The 18,277-nt window shown below is 44.9% G+C and carries 16 protein-coding genes; 2 read left to right on the forward strand and 14 right to left on the reverse strand.

Translation table 11 applies throughout. The features are described from left to right. Positions 1 to 5: 5 nt before the first annotated feature. Together R8O70_RS09850 and R8O70_RS09855 are read right to left on the reverse strand one after the other, a co-directional pair. A complete protein-coding gene (locus R8O70_RS09850) occupies positions 6 to 1,889 on the reverse strand; it encodes a methyl-accepting chemotaxis protein (RefSeq protein ID WP_258624365.1) in 1,884 nt (627 codons plus the stop codon). 231 nt (positions 1,890 to 2,120) lie between these two features. Beyond that, positions 2,121 to 3,692: a BCCT family transporter gene (locus tag R8O70_RS09855; protein ID WP_005394723.1), complete on the reverse strand. Its 1,572-nt coding sequence runs from the start codon at positions 3,690 to 3,692 to the stop codon at positions 2,121 to 2,123. A 387-nt stretch (positions 3,693 to 4,079) separates the two neighbouring features. Between R8O70_RS09855 and R8O70_RS09860 the strand changes: the two genes are divergently transcribed. Beyond that, positions 4,080 to 4,556 (forward strand): MarR family winged helix-turn-helix transcriptional regulator, encoded by a 477-nt coding sequence (locus R8O70_RS09860; protein ID WP_005376877.1) that lies wholly within the window; start codon positions 4,080 to 4,082, stop codon positions 4,554 to 4,556. 40 nt (positions 4,557 to 4,596) lie between these two features. Here R8O70_RS09860 and R8O70_RS09865 read toward each other — a convergent pair whose 3' ends face one another. From R8O70_RS09865 to R8O70_RS09890, 6 genes are all read right to left on the reverse strand, one after another. After that, entirely contained in the window at positions 4,597 to 5,235 is a 639-nt protein-coding gene (locus R8O70_RS09865) for a response regulator (RefSeq protein WP_005376875.1), read from the reverse strand. Then, the gene (locus tag R8O70_RS09870) at positions 5,228 to 6,583 is read right to left on the reverse strand and encodes a cache domain-containing protein (protein ID WP_205461184.1); all 1,356 of its coding nucleotides are present in this window, start codon (positions 6,581 to 6,583) and stop codon (positions 5,228 to 5,230) included. Before R8O70_RS09870 ends, R8O70_RS09865 begins: the two co-directional genes overlap by 8 nt. Before the next feature lie 151 nt (positions 6,584 to 6,734). Continuing rightward, positions 6,735 to 8,021: a TRAP transporter large permease gene (locus R8O70_RS09875; protein WP_005376871.1), complete on the reverse strand. Its 1,287-nt coding sequence runs from the start codon at positions 8,019 to 8,021 to the stop codon at positions 6,735 to 6,737. A gap of 12 nt (positions 8,022 to 8,033) precedes the next feature. Beyond that, complete coding sequence (locus R8O70_RS09880; protein ID WP_005376869.1) at positions 8,034 to 8,573, reverse strand: TRAP transporter small permease subunit; 540 nt, start codon at positions 8,571 to 8,573, stop codon at positions 8,034 to 8,036. A gap of 115 nt (positions 8,574 to 8,688) precedes the next feature. Continuing rightward, positions 8,689 to 9,780: a TRAP transporter substrate-binding protein gene (locus tag R8O70_RS09885; protein WP_017636112.1), complete on the reverse strand. Its 1,092-nt coding sequence runs from the start codon at positions 9,778 to 9,780 to the stop codon at positions 8,689 to 8,691. 414 nt (positions 9,781 to 10,194) lie between these two features. Continuing rightward, positions 10,195 to 10,599: a hypothetical protein gene (locus R8O70_RS09890; protein ID WP_005376863.1), complete on the reverse strand. Its 405-nt coding sequence runs from the start codon at positions 10,597 to 10,599 to the stop codon at positions 10,195 to 10,197. Positions 10,600 to 10,872: 273 nt separating this feature from the next. On the opposite strand from R8O70_RS09890, the gene R8O70_RS09895 reads away from it, so the two are divergent. Further along, a complete protein-coding gene (locus R8O70_RS09895) occupies positions 10,873 to 11,541 on the forward strand; it encodes a DUF2982 domain-containing protein (RefSeq protein WP_318184163.1) in 669 nt (222 codons plus the stop codon). A 12-nt stretch (positions 11,542 to 11,553) separates the two neighbouring features. Here the strand turns inward: R8O70_RS09895 and R8O70_RS09900 are convergent, their stop codons facing one another. From R8O70_RS09900 to R8O70_RS09925, 6 genes are all read right to left on the reverse strand, one after another. After that, positions 11,554 to 12,210 (reverse strand): MBL fold metallo-hydrolase, encoded by a 657-nt coding sequence (locus R8O70_RS09900; protein ID WP_005376855.1) that lies wholly within the window; start codon positions 12,208 to 12,210, stop codon positions 11,554 to 11,556. Positions 12,211 to 12,339: 129 nt separating this feature from the next. Next, the gene (locus R8O70_RS09905; protein WP_213969737.1) at positions 12,340 to 12,888 is read right to left on the reverse strand and encodes a DUF882 domain-containing protein; all 549 of its coding nucleotides are present in this window, start codon (positions 12,886 to 12,888) and stop codon (positions 12,340 to 12,342) included. Positions 12,889 to 13,054: 166 nt separating this feature from the next. Beyond that, positions 13,055 to 14,596 (reverse strand): L,D-transpeptidase family protein, encoded by a 1,542-nt coding sequence (locus tag R8O70_RS09910; protein ID WP_005376852.1) that lies wholly within the window; start codon positions 14,594 to 14,596, stop codon positions 13,055 to 13,057. Between the two features lie 153 nt (positions 14,597 to 14,749). After that, entirely contained in the window at positions 14,750 to 15,832 is a 1,083-nt protein-coding gene (locus R8O70_RS09915) for a DUF1513 domain-containing protein (RefSeq protein WP_017820460.1), read from the reverse strand. Beyond that, positions 15,813 to 16,850: an imelysin family protein gene (locus R8O70_RS09920; protein ID WP_005386819.1), complete on the reverse strand. Its 1,038-nt coding sequence runs from the start codon at positions 16,848 to 16,850 to the stop codon at positions 15,813 to 15,815. Before R8O70_RS09920 ends, R8O70_RS09915 begins: the two co-directional genes overlap by 20 nt. 10 nt (positions 16,851 to 16,860) lie before the next feature. Further along, a complete protein-coding gene (locus R8O70_RS09925; protein WP_206957882.1) occupies positions 16,861 to 18,243 on the reverse strand; it encodes a di-heme oxidoredictase family protein in 1,383 nt (460 codons plus the stop codon). Between the last annotated feature and the right edge of the window lie 34 nt (positions 18,244 to 18,277).

The following is an 18,277-nucleotide window of genomic DNA, read 5'->3' on the forward strand; positions in this document are numbered from 1 at the left end:
CAAGATTACAGCTTAAAGCGTTGAATCTCTTGTTCAAGTTCGTGTGATAGCTCAGAAAGATGAGCAGCTTGTTCTGCTGCTTGATGAGCTTCGACTGATAACTCGTTAGACACATCACGAATACCTTCAGTGTTACGAGTGATCTCAGTGGTTACCGATGCTTGCTCTTCTGCTGCTGAAGCAATCTGCGTTGCCATATCACTGATACGCTCAACAGCAGTGTGGATTTGCGTCAAGCTCGCTGCAGCCGCATTGGCATCATCAACACTGGTATCAGCTAGACGACGACTGTCACCCATAATACCGACCGCTTTGGCTGTTGTGCCTTGTAGCATCTCGATAGTTTCTTGAATCTCTTGCGTTGAAGCATGAGTACGTTGGCTCAATACGCGGACTTCATCTGCAACCACAGCAAAACCACGGCCTTGCTCACCTGCACGTGCCGCTTCGATCGCCGCGTTAAGTGCAAGTAGGTTCGTTTGCTCTGCAATGCCTTGAATCGTTGATAGAATCGTATTGATGCTATTTCCGTGTGCTTCTAGCTCTTGAATCACATCAGTAGCAACTTGAACTTCTTGCGCTAAGTTCTGAATAGAGCCTTGCGTTTGAGTTACTTGGCTTGAACCGTGTGAACAAGCTTGAACCGCTTCTTCTGAGTTACTTGCCGTGCTATCAGCATTACCTGCAATTTCTTGTGTCGCTGCTGCCATTTCGTTCACGGCCGTCGCCACCATGTTGATTTCATCTTGCTGGTAAGAGATACGCTGACTACGCTCCTCAGCTTGCTGTGCTGTCGTGCGTGCTTGCTCTGAAAGCGCAGAAGATACGTGGCTAAGCTTAGTAACCATTGTGTGCATGTTGCCAACAAAACGGTTGAAGTTTTCCGCCAGTTTACCTACTTCATCATCACTGCGTGGTTCTAGGCGTTGCGTTAAGTCACCTTCACCAGATGCAATTTCTTCCAGTGCATTTGATACGCGGTTCAAGTCACGGAACAAGAAACCAACTAGCCAAGAAACTGCAAGAATAACCACAATCGTGATCGCCACAGCAGTAAACAATAGATCTCGTAGCAATACCGCATGACCTGCTTCTTCTGTTGCGCGATCCATTTCAATCGCAAACATCCAATGCGTACCAGGAACTTTATTGAAGTAGTAAAGCTTCTCTTTTCCTTTGATTACCGTATCTTCGATACGACCTTCATCGGCGGCGCGCTCAATTGCCTCTTCTGAAAAATCTTTTAGAACACTGGTGATAGGCTTAAGCGTCAAGCTTTTATCTGGATGCGCTAAAAAGGTGCCTTCATTCATGTCGATTAGCATCGCATGCGCGTTTTCACCTGCATCTAAGTTAATCACATCGCTGATAAGCTGATCGATCAGTACATCCGCACCAACAACACCAACAAACTGACCATTTTTCATTACTGGCTCAGCAATGGTCACAAGTAGTGCATTCGTGATTGCGTCTTGATATGCGGCTGTGATGATTTGCTTACCCGCTGCATCAGCATCCTTGTACCAAGGACGTGTGCGAGGGTCATAATCAACACGGTTACGCTCCGGATGAGAGCGGTACATATCACCGTTTGGTGTACCAAGGAAGATGTCATCGAAGCCACCAGCCTTGCGAGCTTGTTGTAGGAAAGGAACAACGTCTTGCTCGGTCGAGTAGTCGTTGAACGCAGTGGCAATATCTTTACGGATATTGACCCAATCAGAAATTCCCTCTGACGCAGTAGTACTAAGACTTTGCGCACGTGAATAGACACCTGAACGAGTCTGATCAAATAATTGACCAGCCGACAACCAAGTAAGTGCTGTTGCCATCACAACAACAGCAGAAAGGCTTGCGCCTATAAGCTTTTGTTTTAATGATAATTTCATATTTATAGTTTTTTGAGTTGGGAGAACAGTTAAGGTGCATGAATATTACACACTTTTTTACGACTATTCACTAATTTTTAAAAAACAAAATAGCACATTAACTCTTTGTAAAATATGAACTTTCATGTGTCATTTTTTTGTCTCGAGCGTCATAAAAACCGCACAAAAAAAGCCAGCAAATTGCTGGCCTTTTGATTAATTGTTAGTCAGACGGTTTTATAAAATGCCGAATTACTGACGCTCTGTTCTCATACCCATCAATAAGCTCACACACATTGCAAGCAGAATGAAGGTAAATGGCAGTGCTGTAGAAATGGCACCAGCCTGAAGAGCTTGAACCGCCTCGGAGCCACCAATCCATAGCAGAGCAACCGCAATTGCACCTTCCATGAATGCCCAGAAAACACGTTGAAGTACAGGTGCATCAACTTTACCACCTGCCGTGATACTGTCGATAACAAGTGAACCAGAGTCAGAAGACGTAATGAAGAACACAAGTACCAACACAACAGCGATGATAGAAAGCATGCTACCAAATGGAAGAACATCAAACATTTGGAACATAGCGAGAGATACGTCAGTCAAGCCATTTGTGCCCAGCTCACCTACTTTATCAACAACTTGCTCGATCGCCAGGCCACCAAATACAGACATCCAAACAACGGTAACCGCAGTTGGAACCAGCAGAACTGCTGTGATGAACTCGCGAACGGTACGGCCACGAGAAACACGCGCGATAAACATGCCTACGAATGGCGACCATGAAATCCACCAAGCCCAGTAGAACACTGTCCAGCCTTGGAACCAAGCTTCGTCCGTACGACCAAACGGGTTACTTAGTGGGATGATATTCTCCACATATGCCATAAGTGTGGTTGGAATCGAACCTAAACTCGCCGCCCAACCGATAAGACCAACAAGAATCAGTAGCAAGAACGCCACAACCATGTTGATGTTACTAATGACTTTAACACCACCATCGATGCCGCGTACGACTGAAACAACAGCAAGTAAAGTCACCACGGTAATAACGACGATTTGTAGGCCAAGGCCTGGCTCAACACCAAATACGTGATGAATACCACTTGCTGCTTGCTGCGCACCTAGACCTAGGGATGTAGCAAGACCAAATAAAGTCGCAAGCACAGCCAGAATGTCCACAATGTGGCCAGCCCAACCCCATGCACGATCACCCAGAAGTGGGTAGAAGATCGAACGCATAGATAGCGGTAAACCTTTGTTGTAGGCAAAGAATGCTAAAGAAAGTGCTACAACACCGTAAATTGCCCATGGGTGAAGGCCCCAGTGGAACATCGTTGCACCCAGTGCCAATCTCGCGGCTTCTGGTGTATTTGCCTCAACACCAAGTGGCGTTTCATACCAACCGGTGAAGTAAGCGACAGGCTCTGCAACACTCCAGAACATTAAACCGATACCCATACCAGCTGCAAATAGCATTGCAAGCCATGACATAAACGAGTAATCGGCAACAGCGTCTTTACCACCTAGTCGAATCTTACCCATTGGTGAGACGATAAGCGCCAAACAGAAAATAACGAAAATGTTACCTGCAATAATGAACAACCAATCGAATGAACCAATAATTTTCCACTTCAGCCCATCAAGTGCCGTCTTTGCGGTATGTGCATCTAGAACTAATGCAGCGACAAGAAACAGCGCAATTAAACCTGCACTAATACCAAAAACTGGGTTATGAACATCAAAACCCCATTTTTGAACGTTGTCCTGACCTACCGTATAGTCGGTACTATCGATACTGTACTTATCTATACCCTTTGTCATCGTTCCTCTCTATTTTTGTAGTGTTTTTACGTACCAAACAAAAAAATCTTTCGAACACGATACGTTTTGCATTCCGTGAAGGCGCAAGATCCTATCATTTGACACGTTTTTGTCTATCTTTTTGCTATTAAAAAATCCAATAACTTACTTTTCACTGTGTGATTACGGCCTTTGATAGAACAAATCACTACTACAATAGTTAGACCACAAACATTTATTGCTATAATAATTTTAGCTCTTCTTATTTTGTCGAAAAGGCGCGACAAAATGGTATTGAGGACACGGCGTAAAATTGTAGAGGTAATTTTTGATTTCCCCCCTTTAAATAAGGGCGCATTTAAGTTAGTGTCGCCTCGATAAATGTTCCCTACAGACTGGATGAATAAATTGGAAAAGTACGAAGAAGTATTGGTCTCGATTCGTCAGATCATCCGCGCTATTGATTTACATTCTAAAAAGCTGAGCAAAGAGTCTGGATTGACTGCTCCACAGTTGATTTTGATGCGCGCTATCAATGACTTAGATAACGTGACGATTAAACAGTTGTCTAGCCACACTAACATGAGCCAAGCGACCGCAACGACCATTCTAGATAGACTAGAACGAGGCCAGTTTGTTGAGCGTCAGCGCAGTGTTCAAGACAAGCGTAAAGTGCATGCTGTACTTACGAGCAAGGGCCAAGAAGCCTTAAAACAAGCACCAACGCCGCTGCAAGAGCACTTCATTAATCGATTCCAAAAATTGGAAGAATGGGAACAATCCCTTCTACTATCTTCCGTTCAACGCATCTCGACGATGATGAATGCAGAGGACATCGATGTTGCTCCAATGCTAGAGCTTGGTAGTATTACCAAAGCCGATTAGTTTCGCTCCCACGTGCTCGCTTTTTGCGGGCACTACTCTCCTACTCAGTCAACCCAGTTTCAAACGCATATTTTGCTAACTCTGCCGTCGAATGTAAGTCCAACTTGTGCTTAATGTTATGGCGATGCGTCTCTACCGTTCGATAACTAATATTGAGTAAAGTGGCGATTTTCTTGCTGCTGTTTCCTTGAGCAACTAATTTAAGTACCGCTTCTTCCCTGCGGCTGAGAGGATTCGTTTTTTGCGTGGCAGGCACCACTTCTTGGGTAAAGAGTGTTTGTGTGACGGATTCACAGAAATACGTCGAGCCTTGGTTCACCGTTTTTATTGCTTGCACCATTTTCTCGGCCGAGATTTCCTTGAGCATATATCCTACGGCACCAGCTTGCATGACCTTCATGATGTACTCGCGATTATCGTGCATGGTCAACATAAGTATTTTGCTCTCTGGGCGCGCTTCTTTAATTACACCAGTCGCTTCAATACCGTTCATTATAGGCATGCTGATATCCATCAATATGACATCCGGTTGCAAGTGCTTTGCGACCTCTATCGCTTCCAAACCATTACTTGCTGTACCCACCACTTCGATGTCAGGCTCTAACTCCAAACGAGCCATGAAGCCATCCAACACCACTTGATGATCATCGACAATCACTACACTAATCGGTTTATCCATAAACTATTTCATCCAAATTAAGCAGCACGGTAATCTCTGTTCCCAAGCCAAGCTCACTCATTAGCTCAAATTCACCACCGATGAACTCTACACGCTCTTGCATATTCCTTAACCCAATCCCTTGTTGGTGCACTGCTTGGTTAACCACAAACCCAACGCCATCATCACGTATGAGTAATTGCAGCATATTGCCCATTTTTTGCAAAGTAACCGTTACTTTTTTCGCTCGCGCATGTTTTTCAATGTTATTCAAAGACTCCTGAGCGACGCGATATAGCGTCGTTGCGACTTCCGAAGTCAGTTTGTGCTGCTGAGTATCGAAATTGCTCTCGATATCAATCCCGGAATGGGAATGAAAATCCTGTAGCAAGGTCGTCAGTGCTGCTTCTAAACCGATATCATCGAGGGCGCTTGGACGGAGCTGATGAGAAATATGCCGCACCTCATTTATCGCGGTGACGAGCGATCGTTGTGATTTATCTAAGTGGGATTTGAGTTTTTCGTCTTCCAGTCTATGACTCATTAAGTCTAAATGACATTTACTGGAGACTAACAACTGATTGATTCCATCATGCAGTTCTCGCGCTAAATGCTTTTTCTCATCTTCTTGGAACATCACGGTTTTATGTGCCAATTCTTTCAGGTTCTTATCAGCGAGGCGATGCTCGTGCAGATTGATCGCCAGAGTGAGAACAATGATTACAGCAACGGTCACCGCTAAGATCACGACGACTGAGAAAAATGTCGTTTCGATATTTTTGTTCACCGCCGCGCGCATATTGGCGACTTCTCGGCTTACATCCTCAATATACAGCCCAGTCCCTATCATCCATTCCCACTTATCGAGCCATGCAGCGTAACTAAGCTTAGGGACAACTTCACCCGTAGATGGCTTTTGCCACAGGTACTGATGAAATCCACCACCGGATTGCGCTTGATACAATAGAGCTTCGATTAAGCGATCGCCATTTTCGTCTTCAAGATAGAGTAAGTTTTCCCCGACAAGCTCCGGAAGAACTGGGTGTACAAGGTTGGTACCATATTTATCATAAGCAAAAAAATAGCCGTCCGACCCATAACTCAAACGATTTAAAATCGCTTTCACACGCGTTTTGGCAGCACTCTCTTCTAAAGTCGGATCGTTGTAGATGTAAGAAATGGAGTCAAAAGCGACGTCGACCGTATCTTTCAGCGCCGCTTCTTTTGATTGGATCAGGTTTTGATGAAAGATCTCCACCTCCCTTTTGCCAAGGGTCTTAGTTTGATAGATAGAGATCCAGCTGATACTCGCTGACACCAATACCACGGGTATCAGTGTCAGCAGAATTAACTTTGCTTTGAGAGGCATCCCTTCCCTCCATGAAACGCTGCCTTTACAGCTTACTATCTTAGCAGTACAAACGAATCGATTGTGTCTGCATAGACATAATTAACAGCTTAACAACTTGTCTCAAAAGGTAAAAACTCTCAGTTCACAAAATCTCTTTATTATCGAGTGATTAACTCATACCGTAAAAACCTGGGAAAAACAGCAAAGACGCCAACACAACAATCTGAATCGCGATGAACGGCATCACACCTTTGTAGATATCTCGCGTAGTAACCCCTGCTGGAGCGACACCTTTTAGATAGAACAAACTAAAGCCAAATGGCGGTGTGAGGAACGACGTCTGCAAGTTCATCGCAATAAGAATCGCAAACCACGTCATATTAATGCCCATCAATTCAGCGACTGGCGCAATAATTGGCACGATGATAAAACAGATTTCAACGAAGTCGATAAAGAAACCTAAAATCAGAATCACCACCATGGTAATAATAAGGAACCCCCACTTTTCACCCGGCAGTTCTAACATCCACTCTTCAACTAAATAATCACCACCGGTGTAGGTAAATGCCATTGAGAAGGCGGTCGCACCAAGTAAGATCGCAAAGACCATTGCGGTTACCTTAACTGTCTCTTTTGATGCATCATAAATCATCGACCAACTAAACTGTTTATACAATAGCGATAAAATAATCGCACCTGCACCGCCCAGTGCCGCTGACTCTGTTGGTGTTGCAATCCCTGCAAAGATGGAGCCCAATACCACGATGATCAATGCTAAAGGTGGCAATACAGCTTTCAGTGCGGTGAGCACTTCTTGTTTACGACTGATCGACTCATCACGCTCTATCGCCTGTGCGGCTTGAGGGTTCAACTTCGCGTAGATGAGAATGTAGATCACATAGGCGCCAACAAGTGTAATACCGGGCCAGATCGCAGCTTGAAATAGGTCCCCTACCGGTACGCCAAGTACATCACCCAACAAGATCAACACGATAGAAGGTGGGATAATTTGGCCCAACGTGCCAGACGCACAAATAGTCCCACACGCTAAACCTTTGTCGTAATTGTACTTGAGCATCACAGGAAGAGATATTAAGCCCATCGCAACAACTGATGCGCCTACCACACCCGTTGAAGCTGCAAGCAATGCGCCAACTAACACGGTAGAAATAGCGATACCACCGCGAACGCCACCGAACAAACGCCCCATTGATTCTAGTAGCTGTTCAGCAAGCTTGGTTTTCTGTAGCACTAGCCCCATAAAAACGAACAGCGGTACGGCCATTAGCACCGTATTTTCCATAATGGACTGAATTCGATATGGCATAAAAGCAAACATCTCGATGCCTTCAGCCCAAACACCAAAAATCAGCGCGATACCACCAAAAGTAAAGGCAACGGGAAATCCCAATAGAAGCGCAAAGAGCGCAACAAAAAACATCACTATACCGATCATAATGACTTCCTTTTACGACTTACCGTTATTACCGGCATAGATGAGATGAGGGTTGACAATTTTGTTGATTGAATGAAGTAACAATCCAATACCACTCACCGCCATAAAGAAAAATGACAGCGGAATCATCGCTTTGATAATCCAACGATATGGTAAGCCACCTGGGTCACCAGACGTCTCGCCTAACGCGTAACTTTCCTTGGCGAAATCAATACCAAACCAAGCTACCAGTAGGCAAAAAGGGAATAAGAAAAATAGTGTGCCTATGATGTCGATGATGGATTGTGCTTTGTAAGATAAGCGTTCATAAAAAATGTCGACGCGAACATGGCCACCGGACTTAATTGCGTAAGGCACACCAAGCAAGAACACGGCAGAGAATAGATGCCATTCCATTTCTTGGAATGCGATAGACACATCATTAAACACGTAACGCATGACAACGTCGTACACAACGTTTGCTAACAACAAAATAAACAGGATGCTGGATAACCATCCGAGAAAATCGCTAAAGCGGTTAAATAATCGCTCAATATAAATAAGACTTCTCATTCCGAACTCCGTGGAACGTTTAGATGCGCTCCGCTATGGTGCGGAGCATTCATTATGAAGTTTTCTTGGGCTTCGATAGCAGGCTAAACCTCTCGGCATCGCCTGCTTCATAACGTTATTGTTGAGCTTGACTGTTTAAGTACGCTCGGTGCGAAATATCTGACCATGGTCGAACTTGATTCATATAGTTCGCTTGCGACTCTTGAATCTCTTTCGCCAAAGCATCTTTTTCTGCATGTTCTTTCAACAAACGATCGTTTGCTTCTCGCAACGCAGCTACGACTTCAGGTGGGAAATCTTTTACTTCAACATTTGGGTATTCAGACTTAATAGATGCCCAGTTTTTGCCGCTTTCGTGTTTCGATTGCGTGTACATATCGTAAGCGGCCGTTTTCATGGCTACTTGTAAAATCGCTTTTAGATCATCAGGTAGACGATTCCAGGTACGCTTGTTAACGAGGAACTGAAGCTCAGTCGCTGGCTCATGCCAACCTGTGTAGTAGTAAGGCGCGATTTTGTGGAAGCCCATACGTAGATCCAGCGATGGACCAACCCATTCCAAGGCATCAATTGTGCGACGCTCTAGAGAAGTATATAGCTCACCAGGGGCGATATTCGTTGGCTTGGCACCTAACTCAGCCAAAATCTCACCAGCAAACCCTGGGATACGCATTTTCAAACCCTGTAAGTCCTCGACGGACTTGATCTCTTTTTGGAACCACCCGCCCATCTGAGTATCGGTATTACCGCCAGGGAAAGACATCAAGTTATGTGGAGAGTACACTTTTTCCATCAGCTCCATACCACCGCCGTAGTAAAACCATGCATACTGCTCAGTTGGCAACATACCGAAGGGCATAGAAGTGAAGTAAAGTGTGTTTGGAACCTTACCCTTCCAGTAATAAGACGCTGAGTGACCCATGTCATACTGACCCGACTTAACCATATCAAACACCCCAAAAGGCGCTTTATGCTTGTTTGCGGAATCAATGCGGATTTGCAAACGTCCGTTGGACATCTCTTCCGCCATTTTGGCCATGTTTTTTGTGGTATCACCAAAAATTGGGAAATTAGGCCCCCAAGTTTCAGCAAGCTTTAAACGATAGACTTTTTCAGCAGCGTTTACAGAAGTCGCTGCGAGTGCCATCGCGGCAGCGACAGCGGTTGTTTTGAGCACTCGTTTTAAAGATTTTTGGATTAGACTCATCGTTCACGTCCTTTATCACCAAGGTTATTGTTGTCATCCATTTCATTAGGATTGGCTGTATTCGGTATAAAAGATGTAACAATGTTGTCTAATGCGAAATGGGCATGAACACGGAAGCGAGTAATTCATCAATAAGGCATTAGCCTAAGGTATTACGTACAAGTACGTAGGATAATCGTCATGACAAAAGACTGTTAATAGCAAAATCAGTAAATTATATTTTTATCTATGAATGAAAATAAAAGACAATACGTACGTATTTTTCTGCCAAAAAATTTACATAGTATTTAAGAAAATGTGACAAACCACTTATTGGTAGTGTTAAAGTCAGTACTTAATGCATTATTTCCAATACCAAGATAAAAAAATACCTCGGCATCGGCCGAGGTATTCAATCTAGAACGGTAGCGGTAATTAAACTGCTTTGTAGATAACTTTGTTACCTGCTAACTGCTCTTTTTGAACTAGGTTTTCTTCAAGAAGCTTCTTTAGTGCGCCAGTAGCCCATGATGCCGCTTTAGTATCTTCTTGACCTGCAGCTAGACCGATGCCTTTAGGGTTAATACCTTCAGCATTCGCCATAACGATGTCTAATACTTGTTGTTGCTTAGGAGTAAGGGCAACATCAACTGTTTTCACTGCAGCTACTTTTTTATCAGCTACTACTTTCTCCGCAACAGCTTTTTCAGCAACAGAAGGTGCTACTGCTTTTTCCGCAACAGGCTTCACTGCTTTAGGTGCTGCAGCTAAGTTTGCTACTGTCGCTTTAATGCGTTTTTGCAGTTTCATCTGCACTTTACGCTTATGAGCAAGTCTCATTGAATATTTCTCCAGTTCACTGCATCTCAGCAGGGATGAAAATTTGAAGCGCGTTTTATACCAAAATTCACAAGCAATTTGTAGGTTTTAGCGGCGAAACGCGATGAAAAATGCGCTCAAAGCATAGAACGTCTACTATTTAATCAGATATTTTATGAACGGATTTATTGAATACTGGGTATAAAAACAGAGGTTTGTTTTATTTTAAATGCAAATCAATGCACATAAAGCTACCCACTTATTTTTGGACAAGTATTCGATGAGGTTATAAGCATGGAAACGCTGCACCTAACAAATTCACATTTCAAACCCGACTCCCCTATCAACAGAATACTTTTGTTGCTCGTTACACTCATCACTTTGTTTTTGGTTGCCATTTCTCCGGGATGGAAGCAAGCCATGTTGTCGGTCATTTTGATGTCTGCAATCGTTGGTTTCGCCATCTTGATGATTAAGAAAAGCCAAGTCACTTTTACGCTGACAGCTTCTCACTTTCAGCAACACCTTTTTAAAGGCGGCTGGGTGGTGCGCTGGAAAGACATCGACTCCATCGGCATTTGCACATACGAACAAGAAGGCTGGCACCAACCCCTTCCTTGGATAGGGATTCGATTGAAGCATTACTCACCTTATCTCAACGCCATTTGTCCACGTATCGCGACAGAAATCTTGCTTGGGCAAAGAGCCCTGCTTTATTTGGGAGCAAGACAAAATAATTGCGAAACAAAGTTTGAAGACATGGTGTTAGACCCCGCTCCTTACATCAATAAAGAAGGGATGCACTATGAGGGCCTACAAGCGATGCTAGCGAATAGAATGAAATATCAAAGACGATTTTATGGCTACGACGTGTTTATCTCAGCCAGTGATTTGGATAGAGAAGCGGAAGAGTTTGTGGGATTGGCTCGACGTTACCTAGCGGCCGCCGAGCCAGATGCTTAATTCAGAGACGCCTTAGTAAAGAGGCATTTCGTCAGCAACGAACGGGTTAGTTTTGCGCTCGTGACCAAATGTAGACTGTGGACCATGACCTGGTACGAAAGTAACATCGTTGCCAAGAGGCCATAGCTTCTCTTTGATTGAGCTAATCAGCGTGTTGAAATCACCTTGTGGGAAGTCAGTTCGACCAATGCTACCGTTAAACAAAACGTCACCCACAAACGCTAAACGCGCTTCTTCGCTGTAAAGCACAACGTGACCAGGTGTATGACCAGGTGTGTGGAATACATTCAGCACTTGATTACCGAAAGTGACAGTGTCACCCTCATTTAGCCATTGGTGCGGTTCAAACGCTTCTGTCAGCGGGAAACCAAACATTTGGCTCTGACCTTCCAAACCTTGCAACCAGAAGTTATCTGCCTTGTGAGGGCCAACAATCTCTGTACCGCCAAGCAGTGCAGACAGCGGCTCCGTGCCACCTACGTGGTCCAAGTGACCGTGTGTTAGCACTAGGTTTACCACGTCAACACCCAGCTCTTTGATAAGCATAGCGAGCTGCTTTTCATCGCCGCCGGGGTCAACCACAATACCTTTCATGGTTTCGTCACACCAGACAATAGAACAGTTTTGAGAGAAAGATGTTACTGGAACAACTTGGTATTTCAGAGCCATAGATAACCTATACCGAATAAATTTGCGTGAAAACTGCCGCAACTATGACACTAAGGCCTAGCGACTTCAAGCTTTGAACTGTGGGTAATCGACGACGTTCTGAGACTAGAAACCTTGTCTCAACTAGCACTACCAGGAACGAACAGCTCCCGTATCGATATGAACAAAGTTACTACCTGGATAATAACCCACGCCACCGGCTTTTAGGCTTAATGCAGCATCACGAACCGTTGAAAGCTTCACGCCGTCTAAACGAAAATCAATGGCCTTCCCTTCCATGTGCATGCTCTTTTTCGCTACACGAGAAGACCCGTTGCGCAGCGAGGCGTTAGTGGCAGGAGAACGGTAACCTGAAATGACGATCACCTCTGCTTCTGTACCAATTAACTTTTGAATTTGACTTATTTGATCGAACAAGCGTCTATCCATGGGATGAACCTCATTTCGTCGATGGTCTCGACAAAACTCATTCAGCCTTTGAAGTTCATCATTAATGTATCGTTTTCCATCGAAATAGCATGTTTCGAGGATCTCTCCAGTATTAAGATTGTTCATCGCCAGCGCACGTGGCTCGTCAGGGAGTGAAGCCCAAGAAAATGATGGCATGGCAGACGCCAACACCACACCACCAGCGGTCATTTTAAGGAAATCTCGGCGGGAAAAGTTACGACTTACCATTTCAAAATACAGTGCTCAACAACTAGACAAGTCGTGGACATTAACCAAACACATTTGTCACGTCAAATGCATAAAACGCTCCATCTTGATTTTCAGATGCAGTAATTATTGCTTAATTATTGAACGAAAAGAGAATTCTTCGTTTTGTAAATTTTCCTTAAAGATTTCAACTGCGGTGATCGTACTTATAGATATCATCACGGTAGTAAAGCGTTCCCTCTTCCAACCATGCTGTTTGATAAATGATGTGTACTTGAATGCGCTCTCCCAAAGGAACTGACGTGTTAGACCGACGAGAACTTTCTCGCTTTTTCGCTAAACGTTCTTCCAACCCCTGAGTTTTGAACAGAAGTTCTGCTAACTGGTCTGCATGTTCTACACGAACACATCCTGAGCTGAATGCGCGTCTGTCCTGTTCAAACAAGTTCTTACTTGGCGTGTCATGCAAATAAATAGCTTGTGGGTTAGGCATATTGAACTTGTACAATCCCAGTGCATTTTGTAAGCCCGACGCCTGTCGCATACGATAAGGAAATGTTCTCGGATTCACCGTTGCCCAATTGATGGTTGTAGGGTCAATAATTTCGTTCGAAGTCCAAGACCGAATGATTTGAATGTTATGGTTAATCAAATACATCGGATTACGTTTTACTTTAGGAATAATGTCTTTAACCATGATAGTCCAAGGCACGTTCCAAGTTGGGTTGAGAATAACTGAATCCAGTGCTACCGACATGATGGGCGTTTTTCTTGATGCTCTCCCTACCACAACTTTAGACTCAAACAAGGGTTGACCGTCATGCCAATACGTGACTTCGTATCCAGGCACGTTAACAAAGACAACATTATCCCTTTCTTTCGACCAAATTCTTGAACGCTCAGAATTCAACGCCAGCAGATGCAATCGCTCTTGAGGAGAAAAGTTGATCCATCGAATGGTATTCGGGCCGATAACGCCATCTTCTTTCAAACCATGAATACGCTGGAACTCTTTTATCGCAAGCTCTAATTGTTCGTCATATTCTTCAGTGACTAAATCCAAGTAAGAAACATCTACGCCTACGATCTCCATTCGCTCAATCAATAGGGGTCTGTTTTCTAATATATCGCCAACACGTGCTAGCCCAGTTTGTTGATAGGCAGGATATTGGTACTGAGAATGTTCCGATAGCGAAGAATAGGCGGAGTAGAAAGCATCATCTGTTTGTAATGGAGACCGGAGACTTGCCAAAAACTGACCAAGTTTGCCAACCGTAATCTCATTACTCAAAACCGATAAAGTATCGATGCTAGGAGCGGGTAACGTAACATGGGCTTTGTCTGTAAATAGCCAATTAATCCCTTCTTCGGGGAGTTGCTCAAGATAACTAAGGTACATCAAGAGTGAATCTGTCATCACTAAATCGAAGTCGAGATTATCTCCCTGCCACCTTACTTGGTTTATCCGGTGAAGTTGATTTTCGAATTCATCGGTGACATCCGCAAGTGCAACCAGGTTTACTTGAAAAAGAAACTGCTCAATATCACTTTCATTTTCCCAGTTCAAACGGTAATTGGTGCTTTGATACAGTTGATCAATCACCTCTGGATAATGGATCATTTTTTCTACAGACAGCTTTTGTACCGCTCCCTCTTGCTCGACTTGCGCTGAAGCTTCGAGAGAAACGACGGTGGAAAAGCTGCAAAACGGCACCAGAAGTGCCGTCATGATTAAAACCCTAGCAAACACTGAAATGATCCTTGCGCTACTTGCCATAATAAAAAGTATGGCAAATATCTCACAGCTTGCAGGTTTAAAATTAAGAATCTGATGCCGAAAACGACAACAAAACTCTCTATAAGTAATTACTCAATGATCTTTCTAGATAATTCTCGACCAATGGTTGTCCCATTGCACTCCGCTTGCGAAGGTACTTTTTGACTCCTCTGGTCTTTGCTCTACCACTTTTCCCGCCCCAGAGCTGACTCGGAACTCATCGCCATAGACCACAACACCAGAGGCATCTGGTAACGCACTTAGCTCGACCAATTTGCCCGTAGATTTAGACCATATACCATAACAACTGCCCGGAGGCGAAGTGGCTAAGATCCATTCATCGGTTGCTGCAATACTCGCAACGTAGTGATTGAAACGCGCCCACTCTTCAGGCTCAGCTTGAAGATCTTGCATTTCACCACCACGCGTGTGCATGGCGATCAAGGCTGGATACTCATCCGGCTCACCACGATATTGCTGCCCACAAAGCACGGTTTCCGCACCATCATGGGCTAAGTGGCGAATACTCAACTTGTGATCCGGTAAAGAAACCTGATCCAGCAACGCACCATCTTGTGAAAGATAACTTAAGCTCGGTTTCATCGTTTCAAGGTTCAGTGGTTCACGGCCGTTGGTGTGTACGCCACCGACGCCAATCGCTAGTGCGCCGTCAGGCATCATGATCACTTCATGCGGGCCAAGGCCAAAACCTGTTAACTCATCGATTTTTTGATATTGCTTCTGCACATCATAAACACCAATGATCCCGCGACTTGTCCCCCTCTCCCCTTCTGTGGCAAATAGCAATGTGCCGTCATGGGAGTAAACGCCATGCCCATAGAAATGGCGATTTGGCTTTGCTAGTTGCAGTTTGATCATCTGCCCTGAGCGATAATCAAATACCATGAAGAAAGTACCTGGTCGACGACCAAAAACTACGGCGTGGCCTTGTTGGTTGGTTGCTACACCGTGACCACGCTCAGGAATCGGCAATGAAGATAGCGGCATACCATGCTCATCCGCTACCACCGCTGCATATTTATCTCGGCCAATGATAGAGCAGCCGATCAACGCAGGCTCACGTGAGCTTGTTGAAGCACAACCAAATGGCATCATAGGTGTAGCCGCCCCGAATAGAGCGGCTTTCAGTAAGTTTCGGCGGGTTTGATCAGTCACCATCGGTTGCATTAAATCCTATAACCACGCCAAGCTCGATCGCCACTTCTTCGTGAATCAGGTACTTCAATTGCTCTAGCTTATTGTACTGAGCGAGCACCATGCGATAGCCTTCTTTTGTTTGTAGTGCAGCAAACAAGCTCTTATCTTCTGGCCAAGTTTCTAACGCCATTTCAAACTGATGAACAACACGGTCTGCGAGATCTTCATGGCCTTGCTCTCTTAGTAGCGCATCTAGACCATTCCCGTTAGCAAAGTACAACGCTTCCATCCCTTGAAGGTTGGCTTTTAAGTTTGAAAGCGAGGTCTCTGAACGCCACGATTCTGAGAAATACGGGCGAGGCTTGCCAATCTTCGCTAGCGGTCGACTCAACTTCTTCATGCTGTATTCAAGCTGATTAGAGAGCAGTGAAATGTACTCAGATTCCCATTCCGTCATCTCTAGCGATTTCCAAGGATTCTCTGCCCAAGAATCCGCAATGATCTGCGCTTTGTTATCGAGGTTTTCTGCAATCGAAACGCCTGTCGCACAAGTATTGTTGTTGCTAGATAAGGTCGACGCTTTATCGTAAAGCAGCCATTCCAGTGCCCCTAAACCTTGCACGGTGACACTTTGGGTGGAAATATCTTCTGCACTCCAAGCTTGATCAGATTTCGTCAGTACAGACATCTTACGACCAGTGGTGTTCTTTTTATCTGGCCAAAACTGAACATTCCAGCTTTGCTCCAACGCCATAGCAGGGCCACGTTCTTGACCTTGTAACGCCATCCACGCAAGCATAGTTTGATGCCATTGCTGTTTTACTTGTGCATCATCTTTCGACTCTGATGCGCAGTAATCCGCGAAGCGTTGTTCAAGTTCTGTGGTTTGCGCTAAAAACGTCTGCGCTGATTGAAACTCGACCTCGTACACGCTTTGAGAAATATGGCTTGTACTCTCAGGCTTGGCTGAGCTCGAACCGACGGTCGATTGGCAACCAACCAAACTTAACGTTGCAGCAATCGCACTCACTAACAGTGTTTTTTTCATGGTTGCTTCCTTATAGAGAGTTCAGAAACGCAATCAATGCGTCACGTTCTTTTTTGTTCAGTGCCAAAACGTTTTGTTTCGCCGTTTCAGCTTCGCCGCCGTGCCACAACACCGCTTCCATCAGGTTACGAGCGCGGCCATCATGTAAGAAGTAAGTGTGTCCGTTTACTTCTTCGGTATAACCAATACCCCATAGCGGTGCCGTTCGCCATTCACGGCCGTTTGCTAAGTATTCCGGACGGTTATCGGCTAAGCCTTCACCCATGTCATGCAGAAGCATGTCTGTGTATGGGTGGATAAGCTGCTCAGAAAGCGCTGGTAACTCTGGTCGCTTGGCCGTTTTAACACTGGTCTTATGGCAGCTTTCACAGCCAGACGCAGCAAAGATTTGCTGACCAAGCTTCACATTAGGATCATTGATATTACGGCGAATAGGTACTGCTAAGTGCTGGCTGTAAAACTCAACGAAGTCGAGAATATTTTCACTCACTTCTGGTTTACCGCCATTTGGCATGTCGTCACAAATACTTTGTTTCGAGGTGCAGTTTTCGTTCGGGAATAAATGGCTCGTAAGACCCACATCACCATTGAACGCCGCCGCATTTTGCTGCATTAGCGTCGGTTGTCCTGCTTTCCAGCCAAAACGACCAATCGAGAAGTCGTCCTTCTCAATATCCCACACCTTATTGACTTTGCCTGAGATACCGTCTTTGTCGGCATCTTGTTCATCAGCCCAAGCAAGTAGCGTTTCGTCGGGAATACTCTCTAACAAACCAAGGCCGATCATTGGCGGTGCCACGCGTGCTGAGAACTCGGTATCAGGGTGCATATCGCCGTAACCCAGATCGGTAATGTTCAAATGAGGTTTTCTTAGCGTCACCGTCGTACCGTCTTTAAATTTCACTGGGACATCGGTGTAAGTGATTTCGATTTTGCCTTCTGGCGTTTGATCTTGCAGGGCGAAATCTTGAAGCTGGCCACCATAAGTCGGCTCAGGTATGCCGCCATCTTTGATGTAAGCTTTCTTTTGTTCTGGCGTCATCGCAGGAATGCTTAAGCGCACTAACATAGACACGGCATGTAAATCATCTTTCTCTGGCGGATGACCACGACCGTCTTTGATGTGACAATTCTGACAACCATTGGTGTTAAAAAGCGGGCCTAAGCCATCACGAGCGTCTGTTGACGCTGGCGCTTGTACCCAAGGGTTGCGGAAAAAGCTGTTACCGACGCTAAAATCGAGGCGTTTGCTCATTGGCAAGTTAGCAGCAGGAAGAGAATAGGCATTCGCGCCGTCTTTTTTAACACTGGTTTTGCCACCAGACTTAACATCATAAGCCATGGCAGAAGAAGAAAGGATCGCGGCTAGCGCAGAAATTAGGTATGGCTTCATATCATTGCTCTACATAGACAACAAGGGTGATAAC

Origin of the sequence: Vibrio sp. 779(2023) (assembly GCF_033344285.1) — a bacterium.
Taxonomy (GTDB): Bacteria; Pseudomonadota; Gammaproteobacteria; order Enterobacterales; family Vibrionaceae; genus Vibrio; species Vibrio alginolyticus.

Bases quoted from the DNA above. Each gene is read 5' to 3' on its own strand.
- R8O70_RS09890 (WP_005376863.1), bottom strand. From the start codon at position 10,599: ATGAGACTTGCTCATAAGCGTAAAGTGCAGATGAAACTGCAAAAACGC.
- R8O70_RS09900 (WP_005376855.1), bottom strand. From the start codon at position 12,210: ATGGCTCTGAAATACCAAGTTGTTCCAGTAACATCTTTCTCTCAAAAC.
- R8O70_RS09910 (WP_005376852.1), bottom strand. From the start codon at position 14,596: ATGACGGCACTTCTGGTGCCGTTTTGCAGCTTTTCCACCGTCGTTTCT.
- R8O70_RS09915 (WP_017820460.1), bottom strand. From the start codon at position 15,832: ATGCAACCGATGGTGACTGATCAAACCCGCCGAAACTTACTGAAAGCC.
- R8O70_RS09850 (WP_258624365.1), bottom strand. From the start codon at position 1,889: ATGAAATTATCATTAAAACAAAAGCTTATAGGCGCAAGCCTTTCTGCT.
- R8O70_RS09925 (WP_206957882.1), bottom strand. From the start codon at position 18,243: ATGAAGCCATACCTAATTTCTGCGCTAGCCGCGATCCTTTCTTCTTCT.
- R8O70_RS09870 (WP_205461184.1), bottom strand. From the start codon at position 6,583: ATGCCTCTCAAAGCAAAGTTAATTCTGCTGACACTGATACCCGTGGTA.
- R8O70_RS09875 (WP_005376871.1), bottom strand. From the start codon at position 8,021: ATGATCGGTATAGTGATGTTTTTTGTTGCGCTCTTTGCGCTTCTATTG.
- R8O70_RS09880 (WP_005376869.1), bottom strand. From the start codon at position 8,573: ATGAGAAGTCTTATTTATATTGAGCGATTATTTAACCGCTTTAGCGAT.
- R8O70_RS09920 (WP_005386819.1), bottom strand. From the start codon at position 16,850: ATGAAAAAAACACTGTTAGTGAGTGCGATTGCTGCAACGTTAAGTTTG.
- R8O70_RS09885 (WP_017636112.1), bottom strand. From the start codon at position 9,780: ATGAGTCTAATCCAAAAATCTTTAAAACGAGTGCTCAAAACAACCGCT.
- R8O70_RS09895 (WP_318184163.1), top strand. From the start codon at position 10,873: ATGGAAACGCTGCACCTAACAAATTCACATTTCAAACCCGACTCCCCT.
- R8O70_RS09855 (WP_005394723.1), bottom strand. From the start codon at position 3,692: ATGACAAAGGGTATAGATAAGTACAGTATCGATAGTACCGACTATACG.
- R8O70_RS09865 (WP_005376875.1), bottom strand. From the start codon at position 5,235: ATGGATAAACCGATTAGTGTAGTGATTGTCGATGATCATCAAGTGGTG.
- R8O70_RS09905 (WP_213969737.1), bottom strand. From the start codon at position 12,888: ATGGTAAGTCGTAACTTTTCCCGCCGAGATTTCCTTAAAATGACCGCT.